Annotated in this window: 19 protein-coding genes, 1 tRNA gene and 2 pseudogenes; 14 read left to right on the top strand and 8 right to left on the bottom strand. The window is 59.7% G+C overall.

Features of this window, described 5'->3' with window-relative positions; translation table 11 throughout:
• The 9 genes from PQR42_RS22255 to PQR42_RS22215 are packed head-to-tail and all read left to right on the top strand — an operon-like array spanning nt 1 to nt 5,041.
• Complete coding sequence (locus PQR42_RS22255) at nt 1-414, top strand: PRTRC system protein C (RefSeq protein ID WP_408493740.1); 414 nt, start codon at nt 1-3, stop codon at nt 412-414.
• On the top strand, nt 411-593 hold the full coding sequence (locus tag PQR42_RS22250) for a hypothetical protein (RefSeq protein WP_408493739.1): 183 nt from the start codon (nt 411-413) through the stop codon (nt 591-593). The genes PQR42_RS22255 and PQR42_RS22250 overlap by 4 nt, the downstream gene beginning before the upstream one ends.
• On the top strand, nt 590-1,636 hold the full coding sequence (locus PQR42_RS22245) for a PRTRC system protein F (protein WP_408493738.1): 1,047 nt from the start codon (nt 590-592) through the stop codon (nt 1,634-1,636). Before PQR42_RS22250 ends, PQR42_RS22245 begins: the two co-directional genes overlap by 4 nt.
• Nucleotides 1,633-2,346, top strand: coding sequence for a PRTRC system protein B (locus tag PQR42_RS22240; RefSeq protein ID WP_408493737.1), 714 nt, complete (start codon nt 1,633-1,635; stop codon nt 2,344-2,346). The genes PQR42_RS22245 and PQR42_RS22240 overlap by 4 nt, the downstream gene beginning before the upstream one ends.
• Before the next feature lie 4 nt (nt 2,347-2,350).
• Nucleotides 2,351-3,142, top strand: coding sequence for a PRTRC system protein A (locus PQR42_RS22235; RefSeq protein WP_408493736.1), 792 nt, complete (start codon nt 2,351-2,353; stop codon nt 3,140-3,142).
• Nucleotides 3,139-3,882, top strand: a complete 744-nt coding sequence (locus PQR42_RS22230) for a PRTRC system ThiF family protein (RefSeq protein ID WP_408493735.1) — start codon at nt 3,139-3,141, stop codon at nt 3,880-3,882. The genes PQR42_RS22235 and PQR42_RS22230 overlap by 4 nt, the downstream gene beginning before the upstream one ends.
• The gene (locus PQR42_RS22225) at nt 3,879-4,325 is read left to right on the top strand and encodes a hypothetical protein (RefSeq protein WP_408493734.1); all 447 of its coding nucleotides are present in this window, start codon (nt 3,879-3,881) and stop codon (nt 4,323-4,325) included. The genes PQR42_RS22230 and PQR42_RS22225 overlap by 4 nt, the downstream gene beginning before the upstream one ends.
• Nucleotides 4,326-4,361: 36 nt before the next feature.
• Nucleotides 4,362-4,679, top strand: coding sequence for a hypothetical protein (locus PQR42_RS22220; protein ID WP_408493733.1), 318 nt, complete (start codon nt 4,362-4,364; stop codon nt 4,677-4,679).
• 2 nt (nt 4,680-4,681) lie between these two features.
• Nucleotides 4,682-5,041 carry a hypothetical protein gene (locus PQR42_RS22215; RefSeq protein WP_408493732.1) on the top strand — a complete coding sequence of 120 codons (360 nt, stop codon included), beginning with the start codon at nt 4,682-4,684 and terminating at the stop codon, nt 5,039-5,041.
• A gap of 30 nt (nt 5,042-5,071) precedes the next feature.
• Here the strand turns inward: PQR42_RS22215 and PQR42_RS22210 are convergent, their stop codons facing one another.
• The gene (locus PQR42_RS22210) at nt 5,072-5,350 is read right to left on the bottom strand and encodes a hypothetical protein (protein ID WP_408493731.1); all 279 of its coding nucleotides are present in this window, start codon (nt 5,348-5,350) and stop codon (nt 5,072-5,074) included.
• Between the two features lie 91 nt (nt 5,351-5,441).
• Here PQR42_RS22210 and PQR42_RS22205 point away from each other — a divergent pair, with 91 nt between their 5' ends.
• Together PQR42_RS22205 and PQR42_RS22200 are read left to right on the top strand one after the other, a co-directional pair.
• Complete coding sequence (locus PQR42_RS22205; RefSeq protein ID WP_408493730.1) at nt 5,442-5,669, top strand: DUF4224 domain-containing protein; 228 nt, start codon at nt 5,442-5,444, stop codon at nt 5,667-5,669.
• Nucleotides 5,638-6,855, top strand: a complete 1,218-nt coding sequence (locus PQR42_RS22200) for a site-specific integrase (protein WP_408493729.1) — start codon at nt 5,638-5,640, stop codon at nt 6,853-6,855. The genes PQR42_RS22205 and PQR42_RS22200 overlap by 32 nt, the downstream gene beginning before the upstream one ends.
• 21 nt (nt 6,856-6,876) lie before the next feature.
• Here the strand turns inward: PQR42_RS22200 and PQR42_RS22195 are convergent, their stop codons facing one another.
• The 4 genes from PQR42_RS22195 to PQR42_RS22180 all read right to left on the bottom strand — a co-directional run bounded on the left by PQR42_RS22195 (nt 6,877) and on the right by PQR42_RS22180 (nt 9,406).
• On the bottom strand, nt 6,877-7,101 hold the full coding sequence (locus tag PQR42_RS22195) for a hypothetical protein (RefSeq protein ID WP_408493728.1): 225 nt from the start codon (nt 7,099-7,101) through the stop codon (nt 6,877-6,879).
• 686 nt (nt 7,102-7,787) lie between these two features.
• Nucleotides 7,788-7,863: transfer RNA gene (locus PQR42_RS22190), tRNA-His, on the bottom strand.
• 88 nt (nt 7,864-7,951) lie between these two features.
• Entirely contained in the window at nt 7,952-8,962 is a 1,011-nt protein-coding gene (dusA, locus tag PQR42_RS22185; protein ID WP_408215168.1) for a tRNA dihydrouridine(20/20a) synthase DusA, read from the bottom strand.
• Between the two features lie 153 nt (nt 8,963-9,115).
• Nucleotides 9,116-9,406 carry a DUF2213 domain-containing protein gene (locus tag PQR42_RS22180; protein WP_408387509.1) on the bottom strand — a complete coding sequence of 97 codons (291 nt, stop codon included), beginning with the start codon at nt 9,404-9,406 and terminating at the stop codon, nt 9,116-9,118.
• 114 nt (nt 9,407-9,520) lie between these two features.
• On the opposite strand from PQR42_RS22180, the pseudogene PQR42_RS22175 reads away from it, so the two are divergent.
• Both PQR42_RS22175 and PQR42_RS22170 read left to right on the top strand, forming a co-directional pair.
• A pseudogene (locus tag PQR42_RS22175) lies at nt 9,521-9,924 on the top strand (DUF1643 domain-containing protein).
• A gap of 536 nt (nt 9,925-10,460) precedes the next feature.
• Nucleotides 10,461-10,658: pseudogene (locus PQR42_RS22170) on the top strand (pyocin activator PrtN family protein); the annotation flags it as partial.
• A gap of 35 nt (nt 10,659-10,693) precedes the next feature.
• On the opposite strand, the gene PQR42_RS22165 reads toward PQR42_RS22170, so the two are convergent.
• From PQR42_RS22165 to PQR42_RS22155, 3 genes are all read right to left on the bottom strand, one after another.
• Nucleotides 10,694-11,563, bottom strand: a complete 870-nt coding sequence (locus tag PQR42_RS22165) for a hypothetical protein (protein ID WP_408493805.1) — start codon at nt 11,561-11,563, stop codon at nt 10,694-10,696.
• 760 nt (nt 11,564-12,323) lie between these two features.
• Nucleotides 12,324-12,569 (bottom strand): hypothetical protein, encoded by a 246-nt coding sequence (locus PQR42_RS22160; RefSeq protein WP_408387510.1) that lies wholly within the window; start codon nt 12,567-12,569, stop codon nt 12,324-12,326.
• Between the two features lie 89 nt (nt 12,570-12,658).
• Nucleotides 12,659-12,883 (bottom strand): hypothetical protein, encoded by a 225-nt coding sequence (locus PQR42_RS22155; protein WP_408215162.1) that lies wholly within the window; start codon nt 12,881-12,883, stop codon nt 12,659-12,661.
• A 313-nt stretch (nt 12,884-13,196) separates the two neighbouring features.
• Here PQR42_RS22155 and PQR42_RS22150 point away from each other — a divergent pair, with 313 nt between their 5' ends.
• Entirely contained in the window at nt 13,197-13,463 is a 267-nt protein-coding gene (locus tag PQR42_RS22150; protein ID WP_091794641.1) for a hypothetical protein, read from the top strand.
• The last annotated feature ends 42 nt before the right edge of the window (nt 13,464-13,505 follow it).

Here is a 13,505-nt window from a genome sequence, read left to right as displayed (position 1 = left end):
ATGAAAACCGAAACGCTCGCTCGCGAATTCCGCTACAACGGCGCCAAGCTCACGGATCCGTCGCCGACATTTTCGCTTCAGCAGGTTCGCGACTTCTACGGAAACACCTATCCGGAGATCGTCAATGCCGAGATCGAAGGACCGGAAGTCGTCGGCAACAAGAACGTTTTCACGTTCCGCCGCGCCGTCGGCACCAAGGGCGCGACCGATGAACTAGTCAGCGTGCGCCAGAAGATCGGCCGCGTTCTGCAAAACTGCCGCCGCCTGCCGCCGTCGATCGTCGCCTATCTCGTCGAGGTCGAACGATTCGCAGGTGCGCATGTTTGCCCGCTTCTCGACGAGGAAATCAGCTTCATCGACGCGCTCTACGCGCGCTACGTCGTGCAGGCCCGCGCAATGGAGACAGCATCGTGACGCTCGACGATCTCCGCGCCGAGCTGGAACGCGGGCCGCTCGTTCCGTCCGGACAGCACCGGATCGATGCGCAGGCCGCCGATGGCCAGCTCGCACGCCGCCTTCATTCGCTCGCGTCGCGGCGTGCCGCCGGCGTGCGCCTGCAACTGCCCGTTTCCAGCATGCCGGTGCTGCCATGAGTTTCGCGCCCATTGCCATCCCTTCGCTCGCCGACATTCCGGGCGTGTACACGATCAGCTCGGGTGAGTCTTTCACCTACCCGCTCGTCCGGTCGCTGCTCGAGTCCGGTGTGATCGAGGCCGAAGATGTCGTGCGGCGCCCGCGATCGGAACTCGCACTCGCGACGGCCGCGCTCACCCGGCGCTGGAATCGCATTACCGACGGCATGCATCTGTTCGACTGGAATCTGCGCATCGATCAGGCGCTCGACGGGTATTCGTTCGACTCGCTGAAGCGAACGGACCAGCTGTGGGCGATGGTGCGGACCACGCACGGTCCCGTCTCATGCAAACAGGTCAGTGTTGGCGGTGCGATCACCGCGCTGGAACAGGTGCGCGAGGGACTGGGCCAGACATTACTCGCGGCGCTCTATGACGCATGCGACATGCTGCCGACCATCTGCACACCCGCTTACGTCCTTGGCCTCGCCGAATACACGTACTGGTATGGCGAGTCCGACGAGTCTTTCGCGATCGAGGAAGCGATTCAACTGCACGACTGCGCGTCCCGCGAAGAACTGATTGAGACGTTCGATTTCTTCACGCGAGACAAGTTTTTCCGCGACATGCCGGAGTGGGCCGCGTCGCCGAAGCGCGTTCTTTCGCGCACCCAGGTTAAGCGTGCCGCTGGTCGCGATGAATTCGCTGCCGAAGTCGTCGCGGCGATGGACACCATCTGGAACATTGCGCGCTTCTACGGACCGTTTGCGGAAGTCGGGACCGGCGGCGCTGGGCTCGATGCTATCGACCTTGCTCTCGTCGTGCGGTGGACGGAAGACGATGTTGTCGGTCGGGTAGTTGATGATTTCCTGCAATACATAGCCGACGGCGAGTTCCTCGGCGCGGCGTCCGCAACGCCGCTTGCCATCGTCGGCGGCGACATTGCGACATGGCTTAAGCAGATGGAAGCAACCGCGCTTCTGGCAAAAGCGGTCGAACACCTTCTCACCCTGCTGGGCCGCGAAGAATACCAGGTAAAAACACTGGTGCGGGTGTTCGCATGAAAACCGTCATGATCGCCCAGGACAACGACGTTGAACTGCAGCTCGACAGCGCGCTGCTTTTCTATCGCTCGGAAGGCACGCAACACGTCTACGCAACGCAGCACTCTGCGCGGGTCGTCGACGGCCGCCCGACATTGCTGCCCGGCGTGCCTATCACGCTTGACCAGTTGGCCGAGATCGCTGAGATCGCCGCCCGCAAAACGAGCTATCGCGGTTTCGTGCATGAACGAGTCGTCTATTTCGCCCCGAACATGCTCGCATGGTGGGTTCCCGCCTGCACGCGCCGCGTTTGGTTCAAGTCGACCGACAAGATTGGTGAGCGTGCCGGCGACACCAACCATCCGCCGCTGGTGTTCATCGTCAACCGCGACAGCTGGTCGGTTTTCGCGCTGCGCGAAAACGAACGGCCGGCCCCAACGACGAAGCTCTACACCGCGCCCTATTACAACGTCTGGGAAAACGGCGAGATCTGCGAAGGCAACGTCAAAACGCCGGACAGCATCGGTACGGACAGCATCAAGCCTTTCGAAGATGCTTTTTTCCGCAGCCGCTTCACCCATTCCAACAACGAACGACTTATCCACAGGCGCGGCGGCGCTGAACGTCTGTGGCTCGACCTGCTCGACGGCGCCGAATTTCCCCTTGATCGCCTGATCGACACGAAGCGAACGCTCGCCGACGTGATCAGCAACATCACCACTCTGGACTGACGCCATGGAAAAACTACTCGCCCTGTTTCAAGACGCTACGCAGGCAGGCCTGCGCGACATCGCAACCGCACTCGACCAGTTTTCGAAAGGTGTTGCCGACGAGATTGCCCGCGCCAAGCCGCGCGCGATCGCTGCGGCCGAAGATGACGAAGCTCTCCCGCTCGACGTCGCGCTGTTCGATAGTGCGCCGACGGTTGCGGTACCGAAGCACGCACAGTTCGCCCCGCTGCTCGAGGTCGGCCACCGCTTTCTGATGACGGCGGAAGGTGTCTTTGTCGAGGTGCGCCGGCCGTGGCTCCATGTAATCCAGCAGCTGGCCAAGCACAGCGACGTGGGCCCGAAGCCGCCATATGGCCTGGTCATGCCGAAGATCGAGCTCGCGTTCGGCCGACTCGGCGTCGCCCTGCCGTTCGTGCAGGCGTTCGCTGAAGAAGCGCAAAGCGCACTGCCGAACGAGCACGCCGCATGGATCGTGTGGGACCAAGACAAAAAGGAATTGGCCTACAAGGCGCTGCACGTCTCGTCCGCCACGCCCGGCGCGATTACGTTCGAACGGCCGGAACTGCAGCCACACGAATCGCTCGCGATCGACCTGCACAGCCACGGCGGCACGCCGGCATTCTTCAGCACGCAGGACGACGCCGACGACGCTGGCGAAGTGAAGATCTCGGCGGTGCTCGGCGGCCTCGGTGATGGTGGAACGCCGAGCGTCGCGTTCCGTCTCTGCGTGCTCGGCATGATCATTCCGTTGAAAGTGCCGGCATCCGCCGTGTTCAAGGTTCCGGAGCCAGCATGACCCACATCACGCCCGCACACTTCCTCGATCGGCGCGTGAATATCGCGCTGGTCGGCTGCGGCGGCAATGGCTCGCAGATGCTGACCGGCCTCGCGCGACTCAACCACGCACTGACCGCGCTCGGGCATCCGGGCCTGCACGTCACGGCGTTCGACGGCGACACGGTCAGCGAGGCGAACATCGGGCGCCAGATGTTCAGCCCCGCCGACGTAGGCATGCACAAGAGCGTCGTGCTGGTTCACCGGCTCAACGCATTCTTCGGGCTCGACTGGCATGCCCGTCCGATCCATGCGAGCGCCAGCGAACTCGTGCATCTGGGCGCGGGCATCGCGATCATGTGCGTCGACAGCGCAGCTGCTCGAGCAAAGCTTGCGACGACGATCGGTGGGTTGCGGGCGTATGTGATGGATCTCGGCAACCGGGCCAGCGACGGGCAGGTCATTTTCGGATCGAAGCCGACCGCAGAGCGCGAAGGCAGCACGCCGCTGCGCTGGCCGTATGACGTGCTGCCTGAGTTGATCGACACAACGGTGCCCGAAGACGACACGCCCAGTTGCGGCCTCGCCGAAGCGCTCGAGCGTCAGGAGCTTTTCATCAATCAGGCGATCGTGACGCCGGCGCTGGGAATCCTGTGGGAGTTCTTCCGCCACGGCCGGCTCAGCTGGTGCGGCGCGTTCGTCAACCTGAAAACCGGACACGTTCGGCCGTTGCCTGTGGATAACTCGGCGGTGACGTCATGAGCTTCGATTACATCCGCAAGTACTACGAGGTGCCCGCCGAGCGTGGTCGTCAGGTGATCTGCTATGGCGAGCGGGGCGTCATCGTCGGCGCCGACGGCCACTATCTCTGTGTCGTCATCGATGGCGACAAGCGCGAGGAAGAGCGCCGTTACCACCCAGTCGACAAGGTGGTGTATGGGGACATCGTCGATGTCCCCGCACTGCGCGAGTGGAAATGCCTGCCGCCATGGCGCGATGGTTGGGATCATCCGGCCTGCTTCACCGTCACTGCCAGCACACGCAGCAAGGCTCGGTACAAAGCCTTTCTCGATCTCTCCGACGTCTACGACCTGTCTGGCAAAGACCTGATCCGAATCCGAGTAAAGGCCGTGCCACGCCCGAAGTGCCACGAGCGGGGCGCCCCGGAGCACGACGCCGCTCTCGATCCCGATGTCCCGTTTTGACGCCTGACCCGCTAACCCTTCAATTGTGAGATGAGCATGAGTAATCCGCGCTTTTTTTGGATCGGCGAAGAGTCCGAAATCTTCGTGGCCGCATCGTGGGAACAACTGCTGGCCGATCAGGGCCAATGCGGCTCCGGTATCGAATCAGTGGTAGACGGTCTTGCGCTTGCAGACGACGGCGAGCCGATGGAATGGGGCGAACTCGACCCGATCGAGACGCGCATGACCATGCGCAACTGCGACGAAAACGAGCGACGCCTCGAAACCTTGACCGGCAACCTGTACGACCTCTACGCCTGGACGGATGGCGGGCGCTTCAACCTGCCTGTGATGTTCAGCACGCAGTACGGCTGATCATGTTTCTCGACCTCGTCGGCGGCGAATGTCCCGGCCCGCTATTCGTGCCGGTGAAGCGTCGCGCGCCGCTCATCACGTCCGGCAAGAACGCCGGGCGCCGCCGGCGCCGTCGCGAGCGGCGCGCAATGCCGCCGTGGGTGAGGCTGTCCGACATCCGGCCGTTCTACCGCGAAGCCAAGCGGCTGACGCGGGAAACCGGCGTGCTGCACGTCGTCGATCACATTGTGCCACTCGACGGAAAGATCGTCTGCGGGCTGCATGCGCCGCACAACCTGCGCGTCATCCCCTGGTACGAAAACGCGATCAAGGGCTGGTTCTATTGGCCGGGAATGCCGTTTGAACAATTGGAGCTTTTGTAATGGATAGGGGCGACAAGCGAGTCAGTTGCATCAGCGTTGCGACGTGTGAAGCGCGTTCAGTTGTGCGTGAACGAGTCCCTCAAGAGCAATCACGGCATCAGCCTCGGTATAGAAGCGCTGGTGACCGCGGAGCCGATGAACAGACAAAGGAGTATCGCGATTGCGGTCGTCGATTACCTCGACATGAGGCAAATACTTCGCCGCATTTGCGCCGCCCGCAAGTTCAAGAACGACTTTCACGATACCGACTCCACCAACGCGGGCAACTTCTTCGCGGAAGCTCTCGCCTAGCTTGGGTGACAACTTCATAGCTGATCTCCTTTTTTTGGCTGACGAATCCTAGCATGACCGCGGCAGCACAACGACTTCTGGAAACCAAGCGCAAACACTGGGGTGTGAATTGAGCGACTACCTATCCGCGCACGAGCTGGCCGACCTCGTCGGCTGCAAGCCAAACCAGCGCGCCGCGATGGCGCACTGGCTCTCCGATAACCACTGGCGATTCGTCGTCGACAAGAATGGCCTGCCCAAGGTGGCACGCGAGTACCGCGACCGCAAGCTAGGCCTCACCACTGAAACGAAATCAGCGAAATACGATGCCGGCCCGAACCTCCAAGCCTTCGCGTGAGAATCACGTCGCCACAAACGAGTCGACTGGTATCGATCGGCTTTACAAGCGATACGGCGCCCGCAAGATCTCGTTTTGGTACAAATACCCGGACGGACGCAGCGAAACGCTGACGGCCGCGCCTCGAGGCGACCGAACCGCGATCGCTACGGCTGAGCGCAGCGCGAAGCGCAAGGCGCTCGACATCCAAGCCGGACAAGTCATCGCCGGCTCCGTGGCAGACATGATTGACCGGTTCAAGACGGACGTCGCGCCGGACCACTTCCGAGACCAATCGAAAGACGGCTTGGCTGTGCGCAACGGCGCATACGACCGCCTGACCAAATTCTTTGGGCGCATGGCGCCGATGAAGCTGGAAACCTTTCACGGCTACCAGTTTCTCGATCAGCGCGCGAAAGCTGGCGCGCCGATCGGCGCAAACAAAGACATGGCGCTAATGCAGACCATCTGCAATTACGCCGTACGCTGGGGCGTCATCAAGCAGAACCCGTTCGTCGGCATGATGCAGAACCAGGCGGAGAAAGACGTGCGCGTCGTCGAGCGTTCGCAAGTCGTCCGGTTTTATCTGTGGGCGCTTCGGCAGGACCAAGCATACCGGACGATGGGGCTCGCCGCGATGTTTTGCTATCTGACCGGCTTTCGCGCTGCCGAGATTCGACCGTTCCACATGTCCGGCCTGACCGATGCCGGTGTCCGCGTTACGAACGCCAAGCGGAAGAAAGGCGAGGCCGAAGTGCAGAAGCTGCGCTACTGGTCGACGCGCTTGCGTGTGGTCGTCGAGCGCGCGAAACGGGATCGCAAGGTGCAGAGCCTGTTCCTGTTTCCGAATCGCCGCGGCCAGCCGTATTCGAAGAGTGGTTGGGGCTCGGTGTGGCAGGACGCCATGTACGCATATATCGGCGCATTCGAGCCGGCGATCGCGAAAGAGTTTGAAGAGAAGAAGAAGCGCGAGGCCGCGCAGCGAATCGCGAAGCGCCGCGACAACCCGATCAGCAACAGCGTCGAGCTGCAACTCACGAACCATCCGGCCTATTTTTCGATGCTCGATATTCGGCCCGCTGCGATAACGATGAAGCTCGAAAACCGCGATGATGACGCATACGATTTTGCCGCCCACGCGAACCCCGGAACGACGCATCGGCACTATGACAGACGCAAGGTAAAGGTCGCCAAGGCGACGGAGTAAGCGAGCCCGTCTGACAGTCGTCTAGTGAATTGTGATATGGGCCTTGAACTGATCGTAGAGCCACGCCAGGGCACTGACTATCACGATCACTGCGGCCACAGCGCCGCCCGCGCGAATCACGACCTTCTCGAGTTTCGACAGCTTGGTATCGATCTCCCCCGACTTCGTGTCGAGCTTGTCCACGGACTTCTGCATGGTATCGATGCGGGCATCAAAGCGGCCATATTTCTCTGACAGCTCGCCCATCCGCTTCTCCATAGCATCAAGCTTCACCCACACAAATTGAGCGAAGTCGGCTTGAGATCCACCCATTCCCGAATCAGGAGTCGAGACAGAGCCAACTGCCGGCGCGGCGTCGTCAGTCCCGCTCCACGATGAAGCACCCGATGTTTTCCTTGGCATGTTTATTCGGTCTGCGCCTTGATCCATTCCCATAGCGAACTTGGAGCTCTGCCGCCGTAGGAGCCAAGCGTCAGGACCAATCCCGTACCTACATGCGGGTCGTTTCGAATCCCCAATTGCTCAGCCAGATCGCCGGCAGGGCCCTCGGCGTAAACAACCCATTTATCCGGGGCCAACTCGTACCGCTGTGCCTCAGGAACGACAGTCGCAATCTTCCCTTGGACAGCCGGAGCATTCGTAAGCGCTGTCACGAAAAAAAGTTGCTTTGGCATATTCGTTTTTTACTTTGGTTCGACTGATCGTGGACCGACTATAGCACCCGACACCATCCGCGAGCCCAATGACAGACTAGCCTGTGAGGGCATGAAGAGAGGCCGTCGGCGGTGTCCTAAAAAGTCACAGCATCGAACGTGCCCGGTGGCAAACGCCGATTCACACCACCGGCCCGTTCCGAAAACAAAAAAGCCGTTCCGATTTTCATAATCCGGAACGGCTCTTAATGCTTAACTGCTTGATACTACAGAATTCTTTGGGGTGGCTGATGGGGCTCGAACCCACGACAACAGGAATCACAATCCTGGACTCTACCAACTGAGCTACAGCCACCACTGACATCTGCTTGACTCGCCGTAAAACTTGGCTCGTCGATGAAGAAACGAGATTATACGAACAAGAATCCCGTTTGCCTAGTCCTTTATTCAAAAATTTCGATGGGCTCGCGCAGATGCTGTCTTGCCTCATCGAAGATCGTCAGATCGCGCGCGGCGAGCCGCTTGCTATCGGACAACACACGACGCCATCCACGTGCGCCCGCTTCACCGCGGTAGAGGCCGAGCGCATGGCGCGTGATGGCGCCGAGATATGTGCCGCGCGCCATTTCAGCGGCGCAATACTCGATCAACTTCGCTTCGACCTGCTCGCGAGTCAGCGGCGTTTGCGTCGACCCATAGAAGCGTGCATCGACATCGGCCAGCAGATACGGGTTGTGATAAGCCTCGCGCCCGAGCATCACACCGTCGACGTGTTGAAGATGCGTCTCGACTTCATCGAGCGTCTTGATGCCGCCGTTGATGATGATCTCCAGCTGCGGGAAGTCGCGCTTCAACTGATACGCGTACTCGTATTTGAGCGGCGGAATCTCGCGATTCTCCTTCGGACTCAAGCCCTTGAGAATCGCGTTGCGCGCGTGCACAACGAACACGTTGCAGCCGGCGTCCGCAATCGTGCCGACGAAATCGCGCACGAAACCGTACTCTTCCACGGCATCCACGCCGATGCGGTGCTTCACGGTGACCGGCACGGACACCGCATCGCGCATGGCCTTCACGCAGTCGGCGACGAGCTGCGGCTCGTTCATCAGGCATGCGCCGAACGCGCCGCGTTGCACGCGCTCGGACGGGCAGCCGCAGTTCAGATTGATTTCGTCGTAGCCCCATTGCTCGCCGAGCTTCGCCGAGCGCGCGAGGTCGTCAGGTTCGCTGCCGCCGAGTTGCAGAGCGACCGGCGCTTCTTCGGGCGTGAACGCGAGATGGCGCGGCACGTCGCCATGCAGCAGCGCGCCGGTCGTCACCATTTCCGTGTAAAGCCACGTATGGCGAGAGATCACGCGATGCAGGGAACGGCAATGACGATCGGTCCAGTCCATCATGGGTGCCACGGACACTCGTCGGGGTGTTGATTTGATTGGATTTTGCTGCACTTTCATGACCTTACGGATGATTCTTTAGCGTTCGGTTTAAGTCCGTTTTTCGTCGTCTTTGCTGGTTATTTGCTACGATGTTGCACCGAAAAACTGCGCGTAGCACCGGGGAACGATGGGAACAATTACGGAACGCGCGCGAAAGGACAAAAGTATAGGCTACACCGCGCAGATTCGCCTGAAGCAGGATGGGCGCGTGGTGCATAGCGAGGCAAAGACGTTCGACCGCAAACCCGCCGCCCAGGCGTGGCTTGACAAGTGGGAGACCTGATAGACCTTGTCCGGATCGAGGCCGAGTTCATCGTATTTCGGGATTTCCCGACCCCAGTATGGATTAACCCCGGCTCTTGATATGCGGCTGGTTTCCAGAAACAGCCGACCGTCGGTGTCGGTCCGGCGAAGGTTCGGTTTATCGAACGCCAGCAAAATTTCGGATTTATTCGTCTTCATCGTTCACGCCCGGGATAATTGGAGCCCCGACGCAGCCGCAGTTAATCAGTTCGCCGGGAAATATATATTCGCCGCCGATTTTAAGACCTTTCGTTAAATCGAAAACCTTCCCGTTTGCTTCGACAGCTCGACGACCCGACCATTCGCCGATGCCGCGGCTTCGCGAAACCCTGGGATTGCAATGGCCTGGCAGTCGCCAACCTGTACGCGCTGCGCTCGACGGACCCGCTGCTCTTTGGCCGCATCCGGATCCGGTCGGCCCCGACAACGACGACTACCTGTGGAACTTCGCCTGCGAGTGCGGCGACGTCGTTTGTGCATGGGGCTCGAATGCCAGGCCCGAACGGGCCGCGCGCGTCGCCAGCATCATGCGCGACGCCGGCGCGCGCCTTTGGTGCCTCGGCACAACGAAAGACGGATCGCCGCGCCACCCGCTATACGTCCGCGCTGACCAGCCGCTGATCGAATGGAGCCCCGCAGCTATCGCGACATCCGCAGAGAATGGAGATAAGGCATGAACGGCAACAAACGCTCGCTCTGCGGGGCTATCGGGGTCGCCCCAGCACAGAGGCAAGTACCGCCTTCCTCCAGGCATGGTCGGGAGGCTTGCGCTCAGGAATCTGCGGGACAGGAACGCTCGACTCGCATTCCCACCAAAGGCCGGCCGGTAATCCATGGGATGTGTTTTGCTTCAACCAGCAACCGCAAGAGGCGCATCGGTAAAGGACGTAGCGTGTTATCGGCGATTTTGGCGTACCAAAAACACCCGACCCAGAGCACAGGAGTTTTTCGTGTGGGGGGACTGTTGAAGCTCTTCCGATCAACGTCTCGCAAGCAAGGCACCGTTCCATTTCGCCCTCCCTTTCGGACACAACCGACCTACTCAATAAGCATAGGTCATCCAGATAGGTCGAAGCAGAACTGATCGCAAACCGTCAGTGGTTGATTAAGCGGAAGCAGGGGTACAACGAATCGTCGAAACGACTAGAGCCGCATGGGGTATCAAATGAAAACCGTTTTCCTGTTGATGGCTCAATATGACGCCTAGGCGGTCGTGCCGATCGACGTCGTCTGCCGGGACTATTTCTCGCCGCTCACTGTACCGACGCTGGTCCGAAAAATCTCGGCCGGCGAGATCGCGCTGCCGCTGGTTCGTATGGAGACTTCGCAGAAAGGCGCGAAGGGTGTGCACGTTGAGGATCTGGCCAAGTACATCGATGACCGGCGGGCCGCCGCACTTAAAGAGTGTGACAGCTCTGCCGATGAATTCAGAAAGACCGGTTGTCTTCACCGCTTAGCGCCAAACCGATGTTGCATCCACTCTATGAATACTTCGGATAGGTTCGGATCCAATCGGCCTTCGTCCCATACCCACCGGGGAAGCAACCCAATCTTCTGGTCAGCATACTCTGTATCGAACTGATCGGCCGTACGGTTAAACTCGCCGGAAGGACCGAAATTCAACCAGCTATTCTGACCACGCAACTCTGTAGTCAGCGCCCCAAGAGCATCTTCGGAATACATCGCAGAATGGATCCTCCATGCGTTTTCTTCTCCGTCCGCGCGAAAACCGACTCCCTCCTTGATGTGTCCGAAGTAGTCGTGAACGATCCGAAATACGTCATTGACCACAAGTCGAATCCCGCCGATGTACTCATTCGTCTCAGTCAGCAGCGGATTTGACTCTACGTCATAGTAGGAATCGACGCCGTCTGATCCGAACGCCGCCAGTGTCGGTGATACCCACAGATGGTTGTTTCGAACAACGTCAAGTATCGCCAACCGCGGAGTAAGACGATAGGGATCTATCGAGAAATCGAGCGGCAACATCTCGATATGCAGACCGGTTGTCCTAATGAACTCGTATTGACGCATCGTCTCTGCGATCAGCGCCGCATACGAATGCGCTGTAGCTGGTTCACTAGCATCATGGACGAGTCGATCATACTCATCCGCTATGAGCTCGGCCCTGCTCCTGTCCACTTTGCGGTAAACGCGGGGGGAATTGTGGCTGCGCATTTCACTGCGCATATAGGCATCCGCTAGCTGCCGAGCCGCCGGCAAAGGCCCAAACAACACCGTGCCTTGCCCTTTGATTTCGATGTAGCGAGGAAGGCCCCGAAGGGGTTGTGGAAATCCATCGCCACCGTTCTTCATTCTATTTCCTCCGAAGCGCGGCATGGCGAATGGCCAGCACGCGTCCGAATCGGTGCCCCCATCCGCTACGCGCTTCTTCGAACTCCTCGTCGGAATCAAACTCCGCACGCTCCGGTGGTGGAGGCAAACCCCGCTTGATTATTTCGGGCGCGCTATTCCAACTGACCGCGCTCACAGCATTCCGCTGAGGTTCCGGGCGATTGTCACGCGCCACATCTGCAGCCGTCCCTGGGAAGGTCAATGTCTTCGATGTCATGATTTGCCCTCGTCCGCGACCGAAAAAATTACTACGATGTCGGCACAGAATAGTGTGGATGCGCACACTTTAGTCCACTTGTCCTCGATATGCACGCCGACCTCTAACATTTGGCGCAGCAATGCGTGGGCCTGCTTTCCACGAGCAGCTGGTAGTCGGATGCTCGCTAACGCCGCTCCCTTCGTCCGTGCGGAGTCGCACACATGGCCATTCGGCGTTCCGCGATAGCAACTGAGTAGGTCGAAAATGCTACATCAGTGCCACAAAAGACTTTCGCTCACGCCTCAATGCGCCACCGGCACAGGGTCACGCCATTCTCAGTCCGTCCAGTCCATCATCGGTGCGACCGATACGCCGCGCGGACTGGGAGTGTGACGTGAAGACATGGGGCGGCCAGACGGCTTGATTCAAAACACCGATTTTACCGCAAGGCGTGAAATCGCCGGCCCGGGCGGCCTACTCGTCACCTGCGCCTTGATTCTCTGACAGCAAAGCTGCTGCGTTTTAGCGAGTCGCGCCCGAGACGTTCGTTCCGCCCTCATCCGTTTTAGCCTGAAGCAAACCGGTGTTGCGCATGGCCGAAAGCACGTCCTCGATTCGCGCGTCCTCAAGCAGGCGCCGGCCGGCGCGCAGGCGTCGTGCGTTCGTCAAATCGATCGCGCGCTGCAAATCGGAAGTTTCAGCGGCGATATATACAGCCATGCCATAGCCATATATATCGGCGAGCTTGTAGTCGAAGAAGTATTTCATGCTCCCGTTTTCGGCAGCCGCGCCGAAAACTTTACAGCGGAGTCACGAGGGCAAGCGAAACGGTCGCCCCTCGCAAAACAGATCAACCATCAGTGCTGCCCCGCGTTCAACAACATCCATATCTGCTTTCGAGGCTCACCGGCCAGGACGCGCGCGAACGCCGCTCCACACCGCACGCACGTGTAGTGCTCCTCCGCTCGCTCGTCCTTCACCGCCCCGCGACTTTTCAGCGTCAGGTTGTCATGCGGGCGATGGGCGGCCGGCAAGCCATAAAGCTCGAAGCAGTCAGTGCACGGTTGAATCCACAGGTCCATCGAAGTGCTCTCCAAGGCAACGAATCCAGACTGAATGTCGATTCGCACCACGCTACCAATCGCGATTAACCCGCACCGCGACCGGGTCTTTAACGCCCAAAAACGCTGTACTCGCGGGGTCGGACCACCGCTGACGCTTGTCCCGTCTACGTTCAGCCGATTATTTCAGAATCAAGAACAGTAATTTCAGATTATCGGTACAAATTTTCAATAGTAGGGGTATACACTGCCTCCCATCGACGTTGCAGACACACCTCACCGGCCCCTGCGACGCCTTCCTGAATTGAAGTCGAAACGTTATCGGAGTCACACCATGAAGACCAAGCTCATCGCCGCCCTGCTGGTTGCTGTTTCTGCCTCGATCGCTGCTCCCGCCTTTGCTAGCGGCTACGGCCCGGCACCGTTCTACCGTCCGTCGGTCGGCGCACCGGCTTCGCAACAAGGCCAGAACGCACAAACCGTCGCAGCTGAACGCGCCAACGCTGAATCGAATGCCTACGGCGGCGTGAACAACGTGTCGTCGCAATCGGGCGCCAAAGAGCCGGTTTCGGGCCCGCAATCGGTTTTCTTCGGCCACTAAGCAGTTGCCGTTGAACCGGCTGCCTCACGAGGGCAACCGGTA

Source organism: Paraburkholderia sediminicola (assembly GCF_046027355.1).
GTDB lineage: Bacteria > Pseudomonadota > Gammaproteobacteria > Burkholderiales > Burkholderiaceae > Paraburkholderia > Paraburkholderia sediminicola_B.
Note: the sequence above shows the minus strand (reverse complement) of the source record. Positions and strands in the feature narration are given on the sequence as shown.

What these genes read in the sequence shown, in the direction of transcription:
- PQR42_RS22195 (WP_408493728.1), bottom strand. Translation starts at nt 7,101, where the DNA reads ATGGGCGAGCTGTCAGAGAAATATGGCCGCTTTGATGCCCGCATCGAT.
- PQR42_RS22245 (WP_408493738.1), top strand. Translation starts at nt 590, where the DNA reads ATGAGTTTCGCGCCCATTGCCATCCCTTCGCTCGCCGACATTCCGGGC.
- PQR42_RS22160 (WP_408387510.1), bottom strand. Translation starts at nt 12,569, where the DNA reads ATGAAATACTTCTTCGACTACAAGCTCGCCGATATATATGGCTATGGC.
- PQR42_RS22200 (WP_408493729.1), top strand. Translation starts at nt 5,638, where the DNA reads ATGCCGGCCCGAACCTCCAAGCCTTCGCGTGAGAATCACGTCGCCACA.
- PQR42_RS22155 (WP_408215162.1), bottom strand. Translation starts at nt 12,883, where the DNA reads ATGGACCTGTGGATTCAACCGTGCACTGACTGCTTCGAGCTTTATGGC.
- PQR42_RS22150 (WP_091794641.1), top strand. Translation starts at nt 13,197, where the DNA reads ATGAAGACCAAGCTCATCGCCGCCCTGCTGGTTGCTGTTTCTGCCTCG.
- PQR42_RS22165 (WP_408493805.1), bottom strand. Translation starts at nt 11,563, where the DNA reads ATGAAGAACGGTGGCGATGGATTTCCACAACCCCTTCGGGGCCTTCCT.
- PQR42_RS22210 (WP_408493731.1), bottom strand. Translation starts at nt 5,350, where the DNA reads ATGAAGTTGTCACCCAAGCTAGGCGAGAGCTTCCGCGAAGAAGTTGCC.
- PQR42_RS22230 (WP_408493735.1), top strand. Translation starts at nt 3,139, where the DNA reads ATGACCCACATCACGCCCGCACACTTCCTCGATCGGCGCGTGAATATC.
- PQR42_RS22220 (WP_408493733.1), top strand. Translation starts at nt 4,362, where the DNA reads ATGAGTAATCCGCGCTTTTTTTGGATCGGCGAAGAGTCCGAAATCTTC.
- PQR42_RS22225 (WP_408493734.1), top strand. Translation starts at nt 3,879, where the DNA reads ATGAGCTTCGATTACATCCGCAAGTACTACGAGGTGCCCGCCGAGCGT.
- PQR42_RS22215 (WP_408493732.1), top strand. Translation starts at nt 4,682, where the DNA reads ATGTTTCTCGACCTCGTCGGCGGCGAATGTCCCGGCCCGCTATTCGTG.
- PQR42_RS22180 (WP_408387509.1), bottom strand. Translation starts at nt 9,406, where the DNA reads ATGAAGACGAATAAATCCGAAATTTTGCTGGCGTTCGATAAACCGAAC.
- PQR42_RS22235 (WP_408493736.1), top strand. Translation starts at nt 2,351, where the DNA reads ATGGAAAAACTACTCGCCCTGTTTCAAGACGCTACGCAGGCAGGCCTG.
- PQR42_RS22240 (WP_408493737.1), top strand. Translation starts at nt 1,633, where the DNA reads ATGAAAACCGTCATGATCGCCCAGGACAACGACGTTGAACTGCAGCTC.
- dusA (WP_408215168.1), bottom strand. Translation starts at nt 8,962, where the DNA reads ATGAAAGTGCAGCAAAATCCAATCAAATCAACACCCCGACGAGTGTCC.
- PQR42_RS22255 (WP_408493740.1), top strand. Translation starts at nt 1, where the DNA reads ATGAAAACCGAAACGCTCGCTCGCGAATTCCGCTACAACGGCGCCAAG.